This window comes from Williamsia sp. DF01-3 (assembly GCF_023051145.1).
Lineage (GTDB): Bacteria > Actinomycetota > Actinomycetes > Mycobacteriales > Mycobacteriaceae > Williamsia.
The window spans coordinates 3,812,263-3,833,476 of the sequence record NZ_JALKFS010000005.1; the positions used below are offsets into that span (position 1 = coordinate 3,812,263).

The 21,214-nt window shown below is 65.3% G+C and carries 24 protein-coding genes; 4 read left to right on the top strand and 20 right to left on the bottom strand.

Features of this window, described 5'->3' with window-relative positions:
* Positions 1–50: 50 nt before the first annotated feature.
* The 4 genes from MVA47_RS20030 to MVA47_RS20045 all read right to left on the bottom strand — a co-directional run bounded on the left by MVA47_RS20030 (position 51) and on the right by MVA47_RS20045 (position 3,911).
* Entirely contained in the window at positions 51–1,355 is a 1,305-nt protein-coding gene (locus tag MVA47_RS20030; RefSeq protein WP_281504827.1) for a deoxyguanosinetriphosphate triphosphohydrolase, read from the bottom strand.
* On the bottom strand, positions 1,348–1,818 hold the full coding sequence (locus MVA47_RS20035; RefSeq protein WP_023953939.1) for a cold-shock protein: 471 nt from the start codon (positions 1,816–1,818) through the stop codon (positions 1,348–1,350). Before MVA47_RS20035 ends, MVA47_RS20030 begins: the two co-directional genes overlap by 8 nt.
* Before the next feature lie 142 nt (positions 1,819–1,960).
* Entirely contained in the window at positions 1,961–2,461 is a 501-nt protein-coding gene (locus tag MVA47_RS20040) for a hypothetical protein (RefSeq protein WP_247209532.1), read from the bottom strand.
* Between the two features lie 61 nt (positions 2,462–2,522).
* The gene (locus MVA47_RS20045; RefSeq protein ID WP_023953943.1) at positions 2,523–3,911 is read right to left on the bottom strand and encodes a glycine--tRNA ligase; all 1,389 of its coding nucleotides are present in this window, start codon (positions 3,909–3,911) and stop codon (positions 2,523–2,525) included.
* A 216-nt stretch (positions 3,912–4,127) separates the two neighbouring features.
* Here MVA47_RS20045 and MVA47_RS20050 point away from each other — a divergent pair, with 216 nt between their 5' ends.
* Positions 4,128–4,478 (top strand): helix-turn-helix transcriptional regulator, encoded by a 351-nt coding sequence (locus tag MVA47_RS20050; RefSeq protein ID WP_247210940.1) that lies wholly within the window; start codon positions 4,128–4,130, stop codon positions 4,476–4,478.
* Positions 4,475–4,888: a Fur family transcriptional regulator gene (locus tag MVA47_RS20055; protein WP_247209533.1), complete on the top strand. Its 414-nt coding sequence runs from the start codon at positions 4,475–4,477 to the stop codon at positions 4,886–4,888. Before MVA47_RS20050 ends, MVA47_RS20055 begins: the two co-directional genes overlap by 4 nt.
* A 30-nt stretch (positions 4,889–4,918) precedes the next feature.
* Here MVA47_RS20055 and MVA47_RS20060 read toward each other — a convergent pair whose 3' ends face one another.
* The 15 genes from MVA47_RS20060 to hrcA all read right to left on the bottom strand — a co-directional run bounded on the left by MVA47_RS20060 (position 4,919) and on the right by hrcA (position 18,822).
* On the bottom strand, positions 4,919–5,323 hold the full coding sequence (locus tag MVA47_RS20060; protein WP_243404229.1) for a hypothetical protein: 405 nt from the start codon (positions 5,321–5,323) through the stop codon (positions 4,919–4,921).
* Positions 5,316–6,089 (bottom strand): isoprenyl transferase, encoded by a 774-nt coding sequence (locus MVA47_RS20065; protein WP_120802956.1) that lies wholly within the window; start codon positions 6,087–6,089, stop codon positions 5,316–5,318. The genes MVA47_RS20060 and MVA47_RS20065 overlap by 8 nt, the downstream gene beginning before the upstream one ends.
* Before the next feature lie 31 nt (positions 6,090–6,120).
* Positions 6,121–6,948 carry a DNA repair protein RecO gene (gene recO / locus MVA47_RS20070; RefSeq protein WP_247209535.1) on the bottom strand — a complete coding sequence of 276 codons (828 nt, stop codon included), beginning with the start codon at positions 6,946–6,948 and terminating at the stop codon, positions 6,121–6,123.
* A gap of 76 nt (positions 6,949–7,024) precedes the next feature.
* A complete protein-coding gene (locus MVA47_RS20075; RefSeq protein WP_247209544.1) occupies positions 7,025–8,032 on the bottom strand; it encodes a fused (3R)-hydroxyacyl-ACP dehydratase subunits HadA/HadB in 1,008 nt (335 codons plus the stop codon).
* 32 nt (positions 8,033–8,064) lie between these two features.
* Complete coding sequence (locus MVA47_RS20080) at positions 8,065–8,955, bottom strand: cyclopropane mycolic acid synthase family methyltransferase (protein WP_247209546.1); 891 nt, start codon at positions 8,953–8,955, stop codon at positions 8,065–8,067.
* 201 nt (positions 8,956–9,156) lie between these two features.
* A complete protein-coding gene (locus MVA47_RS20085) occupies positions 9,157–10,491 on the bottom strand; it encodes a YhgE/Pip domain-containing protein (protein ID WP_247209548.1) in 1,335 nt (444 codons plus the stop codon).
* Positions 10,492–10,527: 36 nt separating this feature from the next.
* Entirely contained in the window at positions 10,528–11,454 is a 927-nt protein-coding gene (gene era / locus MVA47_RS20090; RefSeq protein WP_247209550.1) for a GTPase Era, read from the bottom strand.
* The gene (locus MVA47_RS20095) at positions 11,451–11,807 is read right to left on the bottom strand and encodes a cytidine deaminase (RefSeq protein WP_099384228.1); all 357 of its coding nucleotides are present in this window, start codon (positions 11,805–11,807) and stop codon (positions 11,451–11,453) included. Before MVA47_RS20095 ends, era begins: the two co-directional genes overlap by 4 nt.
* Complete coding sequence (locus tag MVA47_RS20100) at positions 11,804–13,204, bottom strand: hemolysin family protein (protein WP_247209552.1); 1,401 nt, start codon at positions 13,202–13,204, stop codon at positions 11,804–11,806. Before MVA47_RS20100 ends, MVA47_RS20095 begins: the two co-directional genes overlap by 4 nt.
* A gap of 6 nt (positions 13,205–13,210) precedes the next feature.
* Positions 13,211–13,765, bottom strand: coding sequence for an rRNA maturation RNase YbeY (ybeY, locus tag MVA47_RS20105; protein WP_247209558.1), 555 nt, complete (start codon positions 13,763–13,765; stop codon positions 13,211–13,213).
* A gap of 34 nt (positions 13,766–13,799) precedes the next feature.
* A complete protein-coding gene (locus MVA47_RS20110; RefSeq protein WP_247210942.1) occupies positions 13,800–14,801 on the bottom strand; it encodes a PhoH family protein in 1,002 nt (333 codons plus the stop codon).
* 175 nt (positions 14,802–14,976) lie between these two features.
* Positions 14,977–15,732: a S9 family peptidase gene (locus tag MVA47_RS20115; RefSeq protein WP_247209559.1), complete on the bottom strand. Its 756-nt coding sequence runs from the start codon at positions 15,730–15,732 to the stop codon at positions 14,977–14,979.
* A gap of 11 nt (positions 15,733–15,743) precedes the next feature.
* The gene (locus MVA47_RS20120; RefSeq protein ID WP_247209562.1) at positions 15,744–16,511 is read right to left on the bottom strand and encodes a 16S rRNA (uracil(1498)-N(3))-methyltransferase; all 768 of its coding nucleotides are present in this window, start codon (positions 16,509–16,511) and stop codon (positions 15,744–15,746) included.
* Positions 16,512–16,537: 26 nt separating this feature from the next.
* Positions 16,538–17,695, bottom strand: coding sequence for a molecular chaperone DnaJ (gene dnaJ, locus MVA47_RS20125; RefSeq protein ID WP_023953972.1), 1,158 nt, complete (start codon positions 17,693–17,695; stop codon positions 16,538–16,540).
* 92 nt (positions 17,696–17,787) lie between these two features.
* Entirely contained in the window at positions 17,788–18,822 is a 1,035-nt protein-coding gene (hrcA, locus tag MVA47_RS20130; protein ID WP_247209564.1) for a heat-inducible transcriptional repressor HrcA, read from the bottom strand.
* Positions 18,823–18,914: 92 nt separating this feature from the next.
* On the opposite strand from hrcA, the gene MVA47_RS20135 reads away from it, so the two are divergent.
* A complete protein-coding gene (locus MVA47_RS20135) occupies positions 18,915–19,340 on the top strand; it encodes a type II toxin-antitoxin system VapB family antitoxin (protein ID WP_247209566.1) in 426 nt (141 codons plus the stop codon).
* Here the strand turns inward: MVA47_RS20135 and hemW are convergent.
* Positions 19,252–20,424: a radical SAM family heme chaperone HemW gene (gene hemW, locus MVA47_RS20140; protein ID WP_247209567.1), complete on the bottom strand. Its 1,173-nt coding sequence runs from the start codon at positions 20,422–20,424 to the stop codon at positions 19,252–19,254. The genes MVA47_RS20135 and hemW overlap by 89 nt on opposite strands.
* 67 nt (positions 20,425–20,491) lie before the next feature.
* Between hemW and MVA47_RS20145 the strand changes: the two genes are divergently transcribed.
* Positions 20,492–21,043, top strand: a complete 552-nt coding sequence (locus tag MVA47_RS20145) for an ion channel (protein ID WP_247209569.1) — start codon at positions 20,492–20,494, stop codon at positions 21,041–21,043.
* The last annotated feature ends 171 nt before the right edge of the window (positions 21,044–21,214 follow it).

Genomic DNA, 21,214 nt, shown 5'->3' on the forward strand with positions numbered 1-21,214 from the left:
TCGGCGAAGCCGACCTGCGCAAACGCTCACCAGAACCCACCAGAACCGGGCTAGCCGAGGTGGGCTGACGCTCCGAGGTTCTGCTTGTCCATGCGCTCGAGACGGCCCTCGGTCATCGACGCGATCTGGTCGATGATCACCCGCATGCGTCCTGCGTCGTCGGCTGCCTGGTGCCACGCGGGAACCAGCAACGGGTCGAGACCACCGGGGGCGGCGTGCACCAGCCAGTTGGCGACCCGGTGGATCCGGTCACGCTGGCGGGCCTGATGGGCCCGATGGCGTGGATCGGAGAAGATGAACCGCAAAGCCAGGGTCTTGAGCACCGCGACCTCGGCTGCCACGGCAGGTGGGATGACCAGATCCGCTTGATAGCGGCTGACACCGCGCTCCTGAGCCTCTCGACGGGTCATGCTGATCGCCGCGGACGCGAAACGGCCGACCAGTTCGCTGGTGAGCCGTTTGAGAGCCACCGAACGAGCCAGTGTCCCGTCGTACTCCCCCACCTCGTTCACGATGTCCATCCCCCACAGCCGGGCTGCCGCCTCGATCAGCACGTTCTCTTCGAGGCCGGGGAACTCACGTAGTCCGACTGCGGCCAGGTCGCGCTGATCGGTGGGGTTGCCGAGGCTCCGCAGGTCGATGCGCCCGGCCATCACGCCGTCCTCGACATCGTGCACCGAGTAGGCCACGTCGTCCGACCAGTCCATCACCTGACATTCGAGCGATTGCCTGGTATCGGTGCGGCCGTTGCGGATCCAGTCGAGCATCGCCGAATCATCGCCATAGGCGCCGAACTTCGCGCCGGGAGACGGCCGCGTCCAGGGGTACTTCAACGTGGCATCCAGCGACGCCCTGGTGAGGTTGAGCCCTGCGCTGTGTCCTTCCGCGTCAAGGATTTTCGGTTCGAGTCGCGTCAGGATGCGAAGGTTCTGGGCGTTGCCCTCGAAGCCGCCGTACTCGCTGCTGACCTCGTCCAACGCGCGCTCACCGTTGTGGCCGTACGGCGGGTGTCCGATGTCGTGCGCCAGGCCCGCAAGATCCACCAGGTCGGGATCGCATCCCACCCCGATCGCGATCCCGCGGCCGATCTGGCCGACCTCGAGGGAATGGGTGAGCCGGGTGCGGGGAGTGTCACCCTCGTGCGGACCGACGACCTGGGTCTTGTCGGCCAACCGGCGCAGCGCAGCGCAGTGCAGAACCCGCGCCCGATCCCGGGCGAAGGCACTGCGATAGTCGTTGCGGGTGCCGGCGAGTCCGGCCACCTTCGAGCCTTCGGGGACCAGCCGCTCTACATCGGCCTCGTTGTACTCGGCTCGTAGGACCGGCGGGGGCGTTCCCGCGGACGAGTCAGTCAAACACCCAGCCCCGGGCGATGGCGAAGTCGGTGACCCGCTGCCGGATCGCCAGGATCTGCGCGGCGGTCAGAGTTCCTGACGCGTCGAGCAGGAGCTCGGTGATCTCCTCCGAGAAGGTGCCCGCATCCAGGGTGGCCGCATCGTTGTGACGCGGCTTGCGGCGGTCGTCGCGGCTGTCGTGCTTGCGGTCCGGGCGTCCGCTGTCGCGCCCGCCCTCTGAACGCCGCGGACGCTCCGGAGCGGATCCGGCTGGTGCCGCACCGGTCACCACCAGATTGATCGCTTTGGATCCCCGGTCGGTCTCTTCGATGTCGAACTCGACGGCCGCACCGGGCTTGAGCGAATGCTCGTCGATGTCGATGTCGTTGATGTGGAGGAACACATCCGAGCCACCGGCGTCGGGTGCCAAGAACCCAAATCCCTTGTTGGGATCAAAATGAACGATTTTCCCGCTTACAGACACAACTACCCACTCTCCTGCCGTCACTCTCGGCCGCGCCCCATGCGCGCCCAGACGGCTTGCTACAGAAACCGAGTATCCCAGATCAGACGGATTTCAGACAGTTCAGCTGCCGAATCCGTCCACGGCGCGACCACACCGGTCGTCAGCGGTTGTCTTTCTTCGCCTGCCGACGTTTGCCCGCAGCCTTCGACGACGCCGCAATCTTCTTGCGGCCGGGCGACGTCCGCGTCTTGTCAGCGCGGGTGGTGCCCTCGGAGATCACTGTGCCCTTGCCGTCGGCAGGGCCGCTGAACGAAATGCCCTCGCCCTTCGCATTCGACAGACGTTCCTTCTTCAGCTCGGCAGCGCTGCGTTTCGCGACAACACCCAGCTGCCTGCTCACCCGCGCCAGAGCGGCCTCGAAGGCCTCTGCCTTGGCCGCGTTGTGCTTGGTGGCGGGCCGGGCGGCACCGCGTCCGCCCTTCGCGCGCACGGATTGGGCAGCGGCCTGCCGGTAATTCTTGACGTGTTTGTTGCGGGCCCGCCGAGTTCGCATGTGCAACTCGATCAGGGTGTCCTCGTCCAAGTCGGCCAGTTGCTTTCGCTTGGTCTGACGAACCAAGCGGTACTCGTCCTCGGAAAGAGACTTCAAGACCTTCTTCATGACCCGCTCCTGACTGATCGGCGACGCTGCCTACGGCGATCATAGGCAGCAGCGCCTACGGTCAGCAGCCGATCAGGCGGACGGCAAGATACTCGACGACCTTGTCCAGGGCGACCCGCTCCTGGGTCATGGTGTCGCGCTCGCGCACGGTCACCGCGTTGTCCTCGAGGGTGTCGAAGTCGATGGTGACGCAGAACGGTGTGCCGATCTCGTCCTGGCGGCGGTACCGCTTGCCGATGCCCTGGGCGTCATCGAAGTCGACATTCCAGTTCTGGCGCAGCTCGGCGGCGAGGTCTTTGGCCTTGGGTGACAACTGCTCGTTGCGCGACAGCGGGAGCACGGCCACCTTCACCGGGGCCAGTCGCCGATCGAGCTTGAGAACCGTGCGGGTGTCGGTGCCGCCCTTGGCATTCGGGACCTGCTCTTCGGTGTACGCGTCACAGAGGAAGGCCATCAGCGAGCGGGTCAGGCCGGCGGCCGGCTCGATCACGTACGGCACGTAGCGCTCACCGGACGCCTGATCGAAGAACGACAGATCCTCGCCCGAATGCTTGATGTGGGTTCCGAGGTCGAAGTCCGTGCGGTTGGCCACACCCTCGAGCTCGCCCCACTCGCCTCCGGCGAATCCGAAGCGGTACTCCACGTCCACCGTTCCCTTGGAGTAATGCGACAGCTTCTCCTTGGGGTGGTCGTACAGACGCAGGTTGTCCCGATCGATACCGAGGTCGGTGTACCACTTGAGCCGGTAGTCGATCCAGTACTGATGCCAGGTCTCGTCCTCGCCGGGCTTGACGAAGAACTCCATCTCCATCTGCTCGAACTCACGGGTACGGAAGATGAAGTTTCCCGGAGTGATCTCGTTGCGGAAGCTCTTGCCGATCTGCCCGATGCCGAACGGCGGCTTCTTGCGTGTTGTCGTCATCACGTTCTTGAAGTTGATGAAGATGCCCTGCGCGGTTTCCGGTCGCAGGTAGTGGAGGCCGGCCTCGTCGTCGACCGGGCCGAGGAAGGTCTTCATCAGACCGGAGAACGCCCTGGGTTCGGTCCACGATCCGGGTTGGCCGGTTTCCGGGTCGTTGATGTCAGCCAGTCCGTTGGGCGGAAGGTGGCCGTGCTTGTTCTCGTAGGCCTCGATGAGATGGTCGGCGCGGTAACGCTTGTGCGTGTGCAGCGACTCGACCAGGGGGTCACTGAAGGTCTCCACGTGGCCGGAGGCTTCCCACACCTGGCGCGGCAGGATCACCGACGAGTCGAGACCGACGACGTCATCGCGTGAGGTGACCATGTTCCGCCACCACTGCTTCTTGATGTTGTCCTTGAGTTCCACGCCGAGAGGGCCGTAGTCCCAGGCCGACTTGGTGCCGCCGTAGATTTCTCCACACGGATACACCAGCCCCCGTCGTTTACAGAGGTTGACCACGGTTTCCACGAGATTGGTTTTGCCTGCCACGCGACTAGCCTAACGGTCGCGCGCGGGGCCTCTGTCCCCCGGCAGCGCGCGAGCGGGACACGGCCGCGGACGTCCCCGCCGAGCGCGCCCACGTTTGACATAGCGTCCAACGCATATGAAAATGGTTGTCAAGAGCTTTCGTTCGTTCGAACCCCGGGAGTATTCGTGACAACCCAACCCCTCAGCGGCCGTTCCGCCGGTACCAGCCAGTCAGCGATGGCCGCATCGGGAACAGTGAGGCCATCCACCGAGAATCGTGTCGACAAACAGGTCCTCGACGCGGCCGGCGAATTGCTCCGCGCACTGTCCGCTCCGGTCCGGATCTCAATCGTGCTCGAACTGCTCTCAGGCGGACGATGCGTGCACGAACTCGTGGGTGCATTGTCGGTACCCCAGCCGTTGATCAGCCAACACCTCCGGGTGCTCAAATCGGCAGGCGTCGTCGAGGGCCGCCGCTCGGGCCGTGAAGTGCTGTACACGCTCGTCGACGACCACCTCGCACACATCGTCACCGATGCGATCGCGCATGCGACCGAGGAGTCCACGAACGGCGAGGCCCGGCCATGAGTTCAGGTACCGAACAGCGTCCGGTCACCGGCGTCCGATCCACCAGGCAGCGCAGCGCCATCGCCGAACTGCTCTCGGGCAGCGAAGAATTCCGGTCCGCTCAGGACCTTCACGATCAGCTCAAGGCCTCCGGACAATCCATCGGACTGACAACGGTGTACCGCAATCTACAGGCCTTGGCCGACGCCGGTCAGGTCGACGTGCTGCGGACCGATTCGGGCGAATCGGTGTACCGGCATTGCTCGTCGGGCGATCACCATCACCACCTGGTCTGTCGCGAGTGCGGCACCACCGTAGAGGTGCAGGCCGACGTAGTCGAACAGTGGGCCACCGAGGTCGCGGCACAACACGGGTTCGTCGACATCAGTCACACGGTCGAGGTGTTCGGCCGCTGTGGCGCCTGCTCCTGAACCGGACCGTCGAAACAGCCGCGACACCGATCATCCCCGGATGCGCGCACCCACCTCGGCCCCTACACCGAGCACCATCATCAGCATCGTGCGCAACGCTTCGTCGGACAGGGTGCCGGCCGGAAACGTGTAGTGCAACAACACATCTGCGGTCACTTCGTGCACCGCGAGTTTGACGGTACCGAAATTGGACGATCCCGACGCCTGCTCCACGTCGGCTCGCAATTGATCGGTCACCGGTAGGTCCCACGCGAGCACCTGGGTCAGGGACAGCACGTCGAGTCCGGGCGCGAGAGACAAGGCACGCATCGAGACCACGGTGCCCTGGAAATACGCGGTGAGCGAATCGTCCTCGCCCGGCTGCACCGAGACCTCCGACGCCAGCACCTCGGCGGTTCGCGCGATGAGTCCGGCCTCGCCCTGGGCCTCAGGCACCGGAAGACCCCGGCACGCCACCGAAACGTCGGTCGCGGCTTGCGTATTCGACGCACGCATCCCACAGATCCCGGCGATCGAAATCCGGGAAGAGCTTGTGCTGATACACCATTTCGGCATAGGCCGACTGCCAGAGCAGGAAATTGGAGATGCGCTGCTCCCCCGATGGGCGCAGAAACAGATCCACGTCCGGCATGTCGGGTTCATCGAGATAACGGGCGAAGGAGGCCTCGGTGATGCGTTCGGGGTCCAGCGTTCCGGCGGCCGCGCGACGGGCGATCTCGCGGGCGGCATCCGCGATCTCTGCCCGGCCGCCGTAGTTGACGCACATCGTCAAGGTCATGGTGGTGTTGTCCTTGGTCAGCTCCTCGGCGACCTCGAGCTCCCGAATGACGCTGCGCCACAGCCGTGGTCGTCGCCCGGCCCAGCGCACACGCACACCCATCTCGTGCATCTCGTCGCGCCGACGCCTGATGACGTCGCGGTTGAAACCCATGAGGAACCGGACCTCGTCCGGACTACGGCTCCAGTTCTCGGTGGAAAACGCGTACGCGGACAGCCACCCGACACCCATCTCGATGCACCCGCAGACCGTGTCCATGAGCACCGCCTCGCCGCGCTTGTGGCCTTCGGTGCGCGGAAGGCCGCGGTCGGTGGCCCAGCGGCCGTTCCCGTCCATGACGAGGGCGACGTGTTTGGGGACGAACTCGGCCGGTATCTCGGGAGGCCGAGCGCCCGACGGATGCGGGTCGGGCGGACGGATCACCCGTGATGTCGCATCCGCTGCGGCCTGTGCCTCAGCTTGCCGCGCCGCGCTGCGTCGTCGCTGGATCACTGATGTCCTTTCTGGCAGGGGCGATGGGCACGCCGGCGGGGATGAGCCCCCGGTGTGGCGCCTCGCGTTCGATCAGCGGCAGTGTGCGCAGCTGGCGTTCGAGATGCCATTGCAGATGCGCTGCGGTCAAACCGCTGGCCTGCCGCCGAGCCGATTCGGTGATCTCGGTGGTGTGTTCCCACTGGCCACGGTAGAGCGCATCCATCAGGCCGAGTACCCCGGGTGAAGGCGTCGCCGAGCCGGGTGGGCGACAGTGCACACAGACCGCACCGCCGGCCGCCACGTGAAAGGCACGGTGAGGCCCGGGATCACCGCAGCGCGCACAGTTCTCCAGCGCCGGCATCCAGCCGGCGAAATCCATCGCGCGCAACAGGAATGCGTCGAGTACGAGCTCTTTGGGCCGATCCGCCGCCGCGACCGCTCGCAACGCACCCACCGTCAACCTCTGGAGGCGGGCCGCCGGGGCCCGTTCCTCACCGGCCAGACGCTCCGCGGTCTCCAAGATCGCACAGGCCGTGGTGTACCGGCCGTAGTCGGAGACGATGGCCGAGGCGAACGTGTCGAGACTGTAGACCTGGGTGACGATGTCGAGGTTGCGACCCGGGTGGAGCAACACATCGACGTGCGCAAACGGTTCGAGCCGGGCACCGAACTTCGAGCGGGTACGCCGCACCCCTTTGGCGACGGCACGGACCAGCCCATGCTCCTTGGTGAGCAGCGTGATGATGCGGTCGGCCTCGCCCAGCTTGTGCTGGCGGACGACCACCGCCTCATCTCGATACAACCTCACCCGGACATTGTTCCACCGGGCACCGACCGGCGTCCGATCCGACATGCCTCAGCAGGCACCCGATCGGGTCCGGCGATCACGCCAGTTGCACGATGGCCGTCGCCTTACCGAAGATGCGGCTTCCGTGAGCGGTGGCGTTGAGCACGATCGTGGCGGTCCGGGTCGACTCGTCGAGCTCTTTGATCTTCCCGGTGTAGGTCACTTCTGCCGGCGTGTGCGCCTCGACGAACACCGGCCGGGTGAAACGCACGCCGTACTCGATCACAGCCCCGGGGTCGCCCACCCATTCAGACAAGTAGCCGCCGCCGAAGGCCATGGTGAGCATCCCGTGTGCGACGACGTTGTCGAGGCCGGCGAGATCGACCACCTGCTCGCTCCAGTGGATCGGGTTCTCATCACCCGACACCCCCGCATAGTTCACCAGATCGCCGCGGGCGACCTGCACGGTGCGGGCCGAGATCTCGTCACCGACGGAGACGTCGGCGAACCGTCGCTTGGGTTGCGGCGCAACGGCGTCGGCGACTGCCAGCGCGCCCGTGTCGTCCTCCACGAGATGCACGATCGACGAGCCGATCTCGCCGCCGGCCTCGGTGGCGGCGCGCATCAAGATACCCTCCACGGCCTGGGCGATGTTCTCGTCGACAACTCCGCCCGAGCGGGCGACCGCAGTGGTCCACCCGGTCTGGACAAGGGCGCCGGTTTGATCCGACATGTCGGTTCTCAGGACAAACGAGTCCTGTCCGTGCCCGGCCCGGAAGGCATCGAGAGTGATCCGGCAGGTGATGTCGTCGCCCGCGCGCAACGGCCGATGCTGGCGGATGCGCTGTTCGGTCTGCAACACCTGGCTCAAGTCGTAGCCGGGCAGGAACTGTTCGAAGACACACCGCTGCGATATGCCGCCCAGGATCGCGGTGAAGGTGATCGGCGCCACCAACCCGTCGTGTCCCAGAGCGCACGCGACCCGCACGTCGTAGTGCGCGAGGTGATGGTCTTGCACTGCCCTGGCGAATTCCCGGATCTTCTCCCGCCCGACCTCATAGGTGTCGGACAGGCGGTAGGGCCGACCCAAGAGGGAGGTTGCCACGTCTGCGGTTGGAACCGCTTCTTGCTGCACGCTCATTGCTGCGCTGAATGAGGCTGCTGCTTGGACAAACTGAACTGCATGACGTCGATGTAGCCTTTCCGGAAATAGTCCACACATCCACTGAGGTATTTGACGTAGGTGTTGTACACCTCGGGTGAAGCGATGGCGATCGCCTGGTCTTTCTTCTCTTGCAGCGTGGCCGACCAGATCTCCAATGTCCGCGCGTAGTGCTGCTGCAGAGGGTGGATTCGTTCGACGGCGAAACCTGCGGCCTCGGCGCCGTCGACAACCCACTTGGGTTCGGGCAACTGGCCTCCGGGGAAGATCTCGTTCTGGATGAATTGAGCGAACTCCAGCACTTCCCTGTTGATCGGGAGGCCGCGCTCACGTATGTCGTGACGATTGTATTGCGTGATGGTGTGCAGCAACATCCGACCGTCCGCGGGAAGAATGTTCCGACACTTGTCGAAGAATGCGTCATAGCGCTCACGCCGAAAATGTTCGAACGCGCCGATACTGACGATCCGGTCGACCGGCTGATCGAAATCTTCCCAACCCTGCAGTCGCACTTCGGCACTGCGACCGGTGTTCTCTCGCTGCTCGAGCAGCGATGCCACGCGGTCATGCTGATTCTGGCTCAACGTCAGGCCGATGACGTTGACGTCGTACTGGTCCAGCGCTCGCAGCATCGTCGAACCCCAGCCACAACCGACATCGAGCAGCGTCATACCGGCCTGCAGATCGCATTTTCCCAGCGCAAGATCGACTTTGGCGCGCTGCGCCTCTTCGAGCGTCATGTCATCGCGTTCAAAATATGCGCAGCTATATGTCCTGGTCGGGTCGAGGAAAAGCTCGAAGAACTCGTCAGACAAGTCGTAATGAGCTTGGACGTCGTCGTAGAAAGGGGTCAGGTCATTCGTCATCGCGGCATGGCCTTTCAGCGTTCGAACACGTGGAATTGCCGTGCCGCTGATTGGACACCGCGTCACCGGCATCAGCCGATGTCCCTACCGCTGCGGCGCATGCCCCGACTCACTCGCCGCCGTCACGGATTGAACGTGTTATTCCCCACAAGGCGACCGATCAAACGTCATTTAATCGCCGGTATTTGATACCACGCGTATTCAGATGGCTGAGTTCGACGATTCCGCACGGTGACGAGGGCCGAATCCCCCGGGTGCACGAACCCATCCCTTGCGGTCGTACACCTGGGTCACCACGGCGCCCAGAACCAATCCGATGATCAGGCCCACGCCGGTCATCACCAGCGCCCGACCGAGCCCGGCAGAGAAGTTGACGTCGAAGTACAGGATCGCTCGTGTGCCCAGATACACCTGATGCATCGGTTCGAACCACGCGAGCCAATGGAACACCGAGGGAGTGGCCTCCAGCGGGACGGTGCCTCCCGAGGACGGCAGTCCCAGCACCACGAACACCACCATGTTCACCAGCAGACCGAAGGATCCGAGGGCCGCGGCCACCGACATGCACGTCACCCCGACCGCCGTGATCACCAGAACCCCGAACATCCAGAGAGCGAAGGCATTGGAGAGATCCATCCCGACCACTCGGCACACCAGCAGATACACCGACGCCAGAACCAGAGCGATCACGAACATGATCCACCACTTGATCACCAGGGTTCCCCACCGCGAGATCTTGAGCGGAGCCATCAGTCGATACAGGGGTCCGACCTCCATCGGACCGAAGCCGAGCATGCCGTCGACGAGGGTCTGCACGATCACCGACCCCGTGAACCCGGCGAGCACCAGCAGCAACGCAAAATAGAACGCTGTCAGTCCGTTCCCGGCGTTGCCCGGGAGTGGATCAGCAGGGTCGATCCGGACGTCGATGGGAGCGGCCAACCCGAGCAGGGACGCTCCGCTCACGGTCAATCCGGCCTGTTTGGCCTGATCGATGACCCCGGCCGCCAACTGCTTGCCGAACGTGGTGTTGGCCTCGGTGAGAGCGGTGTCCGCGTAGGCGGTGACTATCGAGGACGCGAGTGCGCCGGCACCCGGATTGGTCCACACCTGGATCACCGGGCGATCGACCTGGGTGAAACCCACAGCCGATCCGGCGAACTCGATCGAGGCCGAGGTGAAGTTCCGCGGGATGACAATCGCCCCATAGGCCTCGGCGTTGTCCAGACGACGGAACGCCGTGTCCGAATCGACCACCTCGAGATCGAATTTCTCTGTGTCCGAGCCTTTCTCGAGCCCGGACACGATCTGGGCGCCGAAGTTCTGCTCCGGTCCCTCGCCGCCGTCCGGCGCGGGCAATCGACCCCCATCGTCCTCGTTCACCAGGAGCACCGGGAACTTCTCGAGGTGTTTCTGCGGGTCCGCAACCGAACCCACGTACGTCGCGGCCAGCAACGACATCAACACCACCACCGCGCCGACGGGAACGAGCCAGAGCCACGGTGAACGGATTTTGCGCGCTACGTCCGGATCCATCGGGCTGCTCCCTCGATCGTCGTTGTCGCGCGCCCGTCAGAAGCCGAGTCGTCCCAACTGTTTGGGGTCGCGCTGCCAGTCCTTGGCCACCTTCACATGAAGGTCCAAGTACACCTTGGCACCCAGCACTTTCTCGATCTGAACGCGGGCCACCGTGCCGACCTCTTTGAGGCGAGCACCCTTCTTACCGATGATGATGCCCTTCTGACTGTCGCGCTCCACGAACAGATTCGCATGCACGTCGACCATCGGGATCTGCCCTTCTGGAGCCTCCCGTTCGATGATCTCCTCGATCACCACGGCGAGGGAATGGGGCAGCTCGTCGTGGATTCCCTCGAGCGCGGCCTCTCGGATGAACTCGGCCATCAACGTGGTCTCGGGTTCGTCGGTCAATTCGCCGTCGGGGTAGTACGCCGGGCCCGGCTCCATCAATCCGCGCAGGACGTTTACGAGCACGTCCAGTTGTTTGCCCTTGGCAGCGGAGATGGGCACCACCTCGCTGTCGGGTCCGAGTAGTTCGGACAACGCCATCAGCTGCTGAGGGACGCGGTCGGGTTTGACCTTGTCGATCTTCGTGACCAGGCCGACCACGGGCGTCTTCGGGGCCATCTCTTTGAGCTGCTGAGCGATCCAGCGATCGCCTGGCCCGATCTTCTCGTCGGCAGGGACGCAGAATCCGATCGCGTCGACTTCCGAATAAGTGTCGCGCACAAGGTCGTTCAGACGTTTACCGAGAAGGGTGCGGGGCCGGTGCAAACCTGGGGTGTCCACCAGGATGAGCTGGGTGTCCTCGCGGTTCACGATGCCCCGGATGGTGTGCCGGGTGGTCTGCGGCCGGCTGGAGGTGATGGCGATCTTCTCCCCCACCAGCGCGTTGGTCAACGTCGACTTACCGGTGTTCGGCCGGCCGACAAAACAGACAAAACCCGACCGGAAGTCGGAGTCGCTCTCTGAAACGCTCACGCTGGTACCGCCAGATGCCGGACGTCGCCCGCGGGGTCCACTGCCAGCGCGTACGCGTCGGCGCTGACCTCGGTCAACGGTGCCAGACCCGGATCATCGCCCACATCGGCACCGGACGCGATGACCGCCGCCTCGAATCCCTCGGCGCCGCTGGCCACCGCCATCGCCACTGCCACCTGTAGCGCAGACAGCCTGAGCGAGGTGAGAGCGACGGGACCGGCGGCATACGTCCTGCCATCGGTGTCCCGTACCGCCGCGCCGGTGTCGCCGCCGGATCGAGCCATCGCACCCCGCGCCAACGTCAACAGTTTGCTGTCCTCGTCATCGAGTCCGGAAGCCGCTGGTCGGCTCATGACGCCTCCTCGTGTAGCTGGGTGGTGCGTTCGGCGGTGTCCGGCTGGTGGTCAGCCGTGTCGACGGTCTCGGCTTCTGCGACGTCGCGCTTCTTTTTCCGCTTCTTCTTCTTCTCGAGTTCTTTCTCTGGAACCCGGTGCACCACAACCGACGTGATCCGTACGCGCCCCTGCCGATTCGGCCCACCCTCGGCGATCAACTCGAGCCCATGCAGTTCCACGACCGCTCCGGGCAGCGGCACCCGGCCGAGGACAAGTCCGAACAGTCCACCGACCGTCTCCACGTCGTCTTCGTCGAACTCCACGTCGAACAACTCCGCGAGGTCTTGGACCGGCAGTCGCGACGACACCCGATATCCGTCCGTGCCGTCGTCGAGAGCCTCGATGGGCGGGGTCTCGTCGGTGTCGTATTCGTCGTTGATCTCGCCGACGATCTCCTCGAGCACATCCTCGATGGTCACCAGACCGGCGATACCGCCGTACTCGTCGACCAACAGCGCCATGTGGTTGCGACTGCGCTGCATGTCGGCGAGCACCTTGTCCAAGGGCTTGGAATCGGGGATGAACTCGGCTTCGCGCATCAGTTCGCGTACTTCCACCGCAGTCGGCTGAGCCGGTGGGAGTCCGCGCTGCACCAGGTCTTTCAGATACACCACCCCGAGCACGTCGTCGGGGTTCTCGCCGATCACCGGCAGACGGGAATGTCCCGAGCGTACGGCCAGCGACGTGGCCTGGGCCGCGGTCTTCGTCGCCTCGATCCACACCATCTCACCGCGGGGAACCATCACCTCGCGCGCACTGGTGTCGCCGAGGTCGAACACCGACTGAATCATGCGTCGTTCGCCCGCGGCCACGACACCGGTGAGCTCGGCCATGTCGACCACCTCACGCAACTCGACCTCGGTGGCGAACGGTCCGTTGCGAAAGCCCTTTCCGGGGGTGATCGCGTTACCGAGAGCGATCAGCAGCCGGGTCAGCGGGGTGAGCAGCACCCCGATGATCTGCAGGACAGCCGCGGAGTTCACCGCGAACGAGTAGGCGTTCTGACTGCCGAGGGTGCGTGGCCCCACTCCGATCACCACGTAACTGACCACTGCCATCACGCCGATGGCCACCACGACACCCCAGGGGGTGCCGAGCACCTCGACGGCGTAACCGGCAGCGAAAACCGTTGCGGCAGTTTCGCAGACGATGCGCAGCAGCACGGTCAGCGCAACGTACTTGGCCCGATCGGTGAGCACGTCGCGCAGTCGCCGAGCGCCAGGCCGGCCGTCTTTGACCAGATCCTCGACCCGCGCGGGCGACACCGTCACGAGTGCGTTGTCGATGGCCGCGAAGACGCCGCCGATCGAGACCAGCGCAACTGCGGCGATCAGCGGGGCTATATCAGCGGGCACTGGTGATCAGCTTCCCTCGGAGGTCGGTGAGTCGTCGTCGAAACCGGTGCTGTGCAGCAGCTTCGCGTCTCGCTGGGCCATCCGGGCGGCACGGGCGCGAGCGCGCCGGTCGTCGTACCAGTCTTCGATGATCTGGCCCTGTAGACCGAACATCGCCTTCTCTTCCTCGGGCTCGGCGTGGTCGAAGCCGAGGAGGTGCAGCACGCCGTGCACGGTGAGGATGGACAATTCGTGGTCGGTGGAGTGCCGGGCAGTCGCGGCCTGCTCCGCCGCGAACTCCGGACACAGCACGATGTCACCGAGCATCGAAGGTCCCGGCCCTGCGGTGTCGGGGCGCCCGCCCGGACCCAGTTCGTCCATCGGGAAACTCATCACGTCGGTGGGACCGGGCAGGTCCATCCAGCGCATGTGCAGCTCTGCCATCGTCTCGCTGTCGACCAGCACCATCGACAACTCGGCCGCCGGATGTACATCCATGCGGCCGAGCGCGAAGGTGGCGACGTCGATGAGCATTTCTTCCGGTACGTCGACGCCGGATTCGTTGGAGACCTCGATACTCACAGGTCTCCGCCCGTCGTTCGGGGTGAGTCCGCGTTCATCGGTGACGCCCGCCGGCCGCGGCACGACGCTGTGCGCGATTGCCGTGCAAGTCTGCCGCCGCCTCATCTCGGCCATAGGCGTCGACGATGTCGGACACCAGGCGATGGCGTACGACGTCGGCGCTGGTGAGGTGCGAGAAGTAGATGTCATCGATGTTCTCGAGGATGCGGCTGGCCGCACGCAGCCCACTCTCTGAGTTGCCCGGCAGGTCCACCTGGGTCACGTCTCCCGTCACCACGATCTTCGAGCCGAAGCCGAGCCGGGTGAGGAACATCTTCATCTGTTCGGCAGTGGTGTTCTGCGCCTCGTCGAGAATGATGAACGCGTCGTTCAGGGTGCGCCCACGCATGTAGGCCAGCGGTGCCACCTCGATGACCCCGGCTTCCATCAGTTTCGGGATCGCCTCGGGATCCATCATGTCGTGGAGGGCGTCGTGCAGCGGCCGCAGATAGGGGTCGATCTTCTCGTGCAAGGTGCCCGGCAGGAACCCCAGACGCTCGCCGGCTTCGACCGCCGGACGGGTCAGGATGATCCGGCTCACCTCTTTGGCCTGCAACGACTGCACTGCCTTGGCCATCGCGAGGTAGGTCTTGCCCGTACCGGCCGGACCCATCCCGAAGACGATGGTGTTCTTGTCGATGGCGTCGACGTAGTGCTTCTGGTTGAGCGTCTTGGGCCGGATGGTCTTGCCGCGCCTGGAGATGATGTCCAGACTCAGCACCTCCGCAGGCGAAGCCCCCGACCCGTCGGTCAGCATGCCGACGCTGTGCCGGACGAGGTCCGGAGTCAACGGGGTTCCGCGCCGCACCACCGAGGACAGTTCAGCGAGAACGCGCTCGGCGATCGCCACGTCGGCGGGTTCCCCGGTCAACTTCACGGCGTTGCCACGTACGTGGATGTCGGCGGTCAGATCGGACTCGAGCTGCTTCAGATTCTTGTCACCAGCGCCCAGCAGTCCGAAGATGACATCCGGCGACACTTCGAGGGTTGTTGTCACCGTTGTACGCGCCGATGTCCCGTCCGCGTTGTCGCTGGTTCGGGTCGCGCTGTTGTCATCTCTCACGAAGTTCTTTTCTCCTGCTCTGCCGCTGGGTTCGATTGATTCTACGTCGATGAAACGCCCGGTTTCACGTCAATATTTCGCCTGCTCGCCGGAGGCGGACCTCGCGCCGTCAGATACCGAGTACCCGGACCGTCTCCCGATGACCCCTGCTGCGCGGATTGACGAACACGTCGTGACCCTCACCGGGGACCACGATCAGTTCCGCCGACTGACCGGCGTGCACCACGCGGTGCACATAGTCGCGGCTCACCTCGACCGGCACGGACTCATCGAGCTCGCCGTGGATCGCCACGACGTGGGCGGGAAAGGGAGCCTGCTCCACCGGCGAGGCGTCGCGGTAGAGCTGCGGCGCCTGCTTGATCGAGGCCCCCATCAGCGCACGCAGTGACGGGCGTCCGGCGCGTCCACCCGACTGCAGATCGAGCGGTGCTGCTTGCGCGATCACCGTGGAGATCGCTGCTCTCTTGGTCACGGCGCCCAGCTGGGCCACGGCCCACACCCCGAGCTGGCCGCCCGCCGAGTGTCCGATGACGGTGACCCGCGACCAGTCGGCCGCGGACGCGATGTGCTCGGGCAAGGCGTATCGGACCGGGCCGTCGAGTGCGGAGATCGCGGCGACGACGTCGTTGCCCGTGCGTGGCCATCCGCCGCCTTCTTCCCCGACGCGGCGGTACTCGATGTTCCAGACCACAGCTCCGCGGGCGGCGAGATCGCGGGCGATGGCGGTCTCGATGGTGAGCCCGAACTCGGTGCTCCAGTAGCCGCCGTGCACGAGGACGATGACCGGCACACCGTTCTCGGCGGGCGATGTCGGCAGGTAGACGTGACCGAACTGCGAATTACGCTCGCCGTAGGCAAGTTTCACCCTTTTGACCCTCACCTCCACGGAGTGCCCACCGCCCAACGCGGGGTCAGCGCGCCGATGGCACCGAGCGCGACCGCTGCGGCACTGGAGGTGCGCAGCACCTCGGGTCCGAGCAGGACCGCGACCGCACCGACCGACACGAGGGCATCGATTTCCGAATCGTCCAGTCCGCCTTCGGGTCCCACGATCAGCATGATCTCCGCAGCGTTCGACAGGTTCAGCTTGGCAAGGCTTTCCCGGGCACTCTCGTGCAGGACCGCGACGATGCCGCCGGCCGCGACGACCTGTTGTGCGCGCACCACGACGTCCCGCGTCGCCGCCAGGTCTTCCACCTCCGGGATGAAGGGCCGCCGGCTCTGCTTGGCCGCCGCCCGAGCGGCCGATCGCCACTTCGCCACACCCTTGTCTGCCTTGGGCCCAACCCATTTCGCCACGCAGCGCGCGCTCTGCCACGGCACGATCGTGTCGGCACCAGCCTCGGTGGCGAGGTCGACAGCGAGCTCGGATCGTTCAGATTTGGGCAGGGCCTGCACCACGGTCACCCGCGGTCGCGGTGCGGACCTGGCGACGTGATCGAGTACCCGCGCCTGAAGCGACGCCTTGCCCTCGGTCGTGATCACCTCGGCCAGCCCGGAGGTCCCCAGACCGTCGGCCACGATGATGCGTTCGCCCGGCGAAACCCGGGTGACGGTGACGGCATGGCGACCCTCGTCGCCGTCCACGGTGGCGATCTCCCCGGCAGGCGGCACGCTGCCGACCCAGAACAGCGGCGGACTCATGACGGCGTTCTCGGCACGGCCCTGCGTCAGCGCCCGGCGAAGGCGTTACGCAGCCGAGAGAACAGTCCCCCGGTGTTCGACGACCCGGCGTGCACCAGTTCGATCTGGTCCTCGAGTGTCAGTTTCCGGAACTCCTTGAGACGCTTGGTCTGTTGCGAATCGAGGCGCGTCGGAACCACCACGTCGAGATGCACATGCAGGGTGCCGCGCACCCCGGTGTGCAGGTGCGGCATTCCCTGACCACGGATCTTGGCGATCTGCCCTGGCTGCGTTCCGGGTTCGATCACCACGCGGGTGGAGCCGCCCAGGATCGTGTCGATGTCGATCTCGCCACCGAGGGCGGCGTCGACCATCGGGACGCGAACGGTGCAGTGCAGATCGTCGCCGTCGCGGACGAACACGCTGTGTTGCTTTTCCTGGACCTCCACGTAGAGGTCGCCGGCAGGACCGCCACCGGGTCCCACCTCGCCCTGGCCGACGAGACGAACCCGCATGCCATCGGCGACACCGGCAGGGATCTTGACCGTGAGGGTGCGGCGCGAGCGCACTCGTCCGTCACCACCGCATTTGTGGCACGGATCGGGAATGGTCTCACCGGCTCCACCACAGGTCGGGCACGGCCGCGACGTCATCACCTGGCCGAGGAACGAGCGTTGCACAGACTGCACTTCGCCTGCGCCACGGCAGGTTTCACACACGACCGGCTTGCTGTTGCCGTTTGTGCCCGACCCCGTGCACACGTCGCAGAGAATCGCTGTGTCGACCGTCACCTCTTTGCTGACACCTGCCGCGCACTCGTCGAGGTCGAGTCGCATCCGCAGCAGCGCATCGGAACCGGCTTGGACGCGACCACGCGGACCCCGTCCGCCGCCGCCTCCCGCGCCACCGAAGAACGCCTCGAAGACGTCGCCGAGGCCACCGGTGAACCCACCGTTGCCGAAGCCCCCGAAGCCGCCGGCGCCTGCCGATTCGAGCGGGTCACCGCCGGCATCCACGATTCGCCGCTTCTCGGGGTCGGTCAGCACCTCGTAGGCGGCGGTCACGTCCTGGAAGCGGTTCTGGGCCGACTCATCGGGGTTGACGTCGGGGTGCAATTCGCGCGCCAACTTGCGGTACGCGCGTTTGATTTCCTGGTCGCTGGCGCCTCTGTCCACACCAAGGATCCCGTAGTAGTCACGTGCCACGGCGATGCATTTTCCGTTCTTTGATTCATCTCCGGGAGCACCGAGCAGGCGCGTCCGGATGGGTTGTTCAGGTCAGTGTGCGGCGTTGCACGTCATCGATCGGCGAGTACCTCGCCGACGTATCTGGCAACGGCGGCGACGGACGCAATCGTTCCCGGATAGTCCATCCGGGTCGGTCCGAGCACGCCGAGACCACCGAACACAGTGCCCGAGGCACCGTACCCGGTGGAAACCACGGCGGTGCCACGCAGGTTCTCTTCTCGGGTCTCCTCGCCGATCTGCACCGTGACGGTGCCGGTGTTCTGTGTGGCGGCCAACAGTTTGAGGACCACCACCTGCTCTTCGAGCGCTTCGAGTACCGATCCCATGGCGCCGGCCATCGGCGCGAAATCGGCGGCGGCCCGGGTCAGATTGGAGGTGCCACCCATCAGCAGCCGATCGGCCGATCGCTCGACCAGTGTCTCCACCAACACGGTCGCGACCCGGATGAACGGCTGACGCAGGTCTTCGGGCGCCTTGTTGGCCAGCTCCGCGACCGCATGTGAGGCGACCTCGAGCCGCTGACCGTTCAACGCGGCACCGAACATGTCGCGCAGCCGGCTGATGTCGTCGTCGTTCAGGTCGGAGCCGAGGTCGACGATGCGCTGTTCGACACGGCCGGTGTCGGTGATCACCACCAGCAGCAACCGGGCCGGGGTCAATGCGACCACCTCGAGGTGACGGACCGAGGACGACGAGAGCACCGGGTATTGGATCACCGCGACCTGCCGGGTGAGTTGTGCCAGCAACTGCACCGACCGCCGGAGTACGTCGTCGAGGTCGACCCCGGAATCGAGGAAGCTCAGGATGGTGCGCCGCTCCACCGGTGACAGCGGCTTCACCTCGCTGATGCGGTCGACGAACAGGCGGTACCCCTTGTCCGTCGGAACGCGGCCGGAGCTGGTGTGCGGCTGGGTGATGTACCCCTCGGCCTCCAGGACGGCCATGTCGTTGCGGACGGTGGCGCTGGACACACCGAGGTGGTGGCGATCGACCAGTGCCTTGGAGCCGATCGGCTCCTGCGTCGCGACATAGTCGGTGACGATGGCGCGAAGTACTTCGAAACGACGTTCATCGGTGCTCGACATGAGCAGTTCACCTCCAGCCCTCGGCTTTGGACAATGGGCACTTCACAGCATTCATCAAGTCTACGGCGACGGAGAACCGATACGGTGAACCGGTGATTTTCAAGGGCGTCCGCGACGGGAAGCCGTACCCGGACCATCAGTTGTCCATCCGCGATTGGGCCAAGATCCCCCCGCGCCAGTTGCGGCTCGATCAGCTCATCACCGTCACCACGGTGCTCGCGCTGGACAAGCTGCTCTCGGAGGACTCGACCTTCTACGGAGACCTGTTCGCACACGCCGTGCGCTGGCAGGGCGACATCTACCTCGAAGACGGTCTACATCGCGCAGTCCGGTCGGCGTTGCGCAACCGGCACGTCATCCATGCACGACTACTCGACCTGGACAACGTGTCCGAACTCGCCCGCGAACCGAGTACCGGTGTCGAGAGTGTCAGCCCGCCAACAGGTCACGGACCACGCCATCAGCCAGCAGACGTCCACGGTTGGTCAGAACCAGGGACGATCCGACCCGTTCGGTGAGCCCGTCGGAGATCGTTCGCGCGGCCCGCTGTTGCTCGTCGGGACGGAGCTCGGACCACGCGAGCCCGACCGAACGGCGGATCGACAGCATCACCCGTTCGGTGTGCTGATCGTCCGGAGTCAGCTGTTCGTGGCCGGCGACCGGTAGTTCTGCGGCCGCCACCGCGGCGGCATACCTGGCCGGGTGTTTGTGGTTCCACCAGCGGACCCCCGCGACGTGCGAGTGCGCCCCGGGCCCGGCACCCCACCAGTCGGCGCTGTCCCAGTAGCCGAGATTGTGCCGACAGAACGCGTCGGGCACCGAGCTTCGCGCCCAGTTGGACACCTCGTACCACCGAAGTCCCTCGGCCGAGAGGCGTTCGTCGATCATCTCGTACCGGCTCGCGAGCACGTCGTCATCGGGAGCCGGCAGCTCTCCCCGACGTACCCGGCGGGCCAGCGCGGTGCCGTCTTCGACGATCAGCGCGTATGCCGACACGTGGTCCACACCGGCATCGAGAACCGCATCGAGGGACGAGGCCAGATCCTCGTCGCGCTCTCCGGGGGTGCCGTAGATCAGATCGAGGTTCACATGTCCAAGCCCGGCTGCTCTGGCCTCACGCGCGGCGGTGACGGCCCGGCCGGGGGTGTGCGTGCGGTCCAGCACTGCGAGAACGTGACCGGCCGCCGATTGCATCCCCAGTGACACGCGGGTGAACCCGGCCGCGAGGATGCCCTCGAAGAACTCGGGCGACGTCGATTCGGGATTCGATTCGGTGGTGATCTCGGCCCCCGGCGCGATGTCGAAGTGGGTCCGCACCGATGCCATGACGCGCCCCAAACCCTCCGCGCCCAGCAGGGACGGGGTCCCGCCGCCGACAAAGACCGTCGACACGGGCCTGGATGGATCCAGGTGGGCCGCGGCCATCGACAGTTCACCGTCGAGCGCGGAGAGCCACTGTTCCGGTGATGAGCTGCTGCCCAGCTCGCCGGGTGTGTAGGTGTTGAAGTCGCAGTAGCCACACCGCGTCGCGCAGAACGGGACGTGGATGTAGAGCCCGAGAGGGGTCTCGGATCGCGACTTCGGGATGAAGGTGTTCGGCATCGTGGTTCGATCATCCCAGTACCGGCGGCAAACATCAGAATCAGCGCAACTGGTGAGGGGCGAATCCATGACGGGACCCGGTGGGTCGGGCGACTTCATCCATCTGCCGAAAAGCCTGATCGCCTGGGCGATGGTGCGATCTTTCGGCACGGTCGTGGTCTATCTGGCGGCGTACTTCGCGGTGCCGTGGACGGTGCTCGACGGCTTTGGGGCGGTGATCCTGGTGGCGGCGTTCCTGGTGGTCGCGGCGCTGACAGCCGTCTGGCAGATCGGGCGGATCCTGCGGGCACCAGCGCCCGCGGTCCAGGCGATCGAGGCTCTCGCGATCATCGCCCCGCTCTACCTGCTGGGCTTCGCACTCGGATATTTCATGCTGTCGGCGAGTGACCCTGCGCAGTTCAGCGAGCCGCTGTCCCGCATGAGCTCGCTCTACTTCACCCTCTCGGTGTTCGCGACCGTGGGCTTCGGAGACATCACCGCGGCCGTCGATCTGACCCGCGCGATCGTGACGGTGCAGATGGTCCTCAACCTCATCGTCGTGGGCGTGGGCATCAAGGTCATCGTCGCGGCCGTCCAGTGGAGCAGGACAAAGAAGAAAGAATCTGGCGAGGAGGAATGACCACGACCCATCCGGTGTTGACACCTGAATACGTCGGCGTCGATCGCGCCGACGGACTTCGGCTCAGAGTGAGCCAAAGTAAGCCCAAGTAGACGCATCAAGGAAGGCCGTGGCACTATGGGCGACGTGACTTCTCAAGGGGTGTGGCTCGCGATGCGACGGCACATCGAT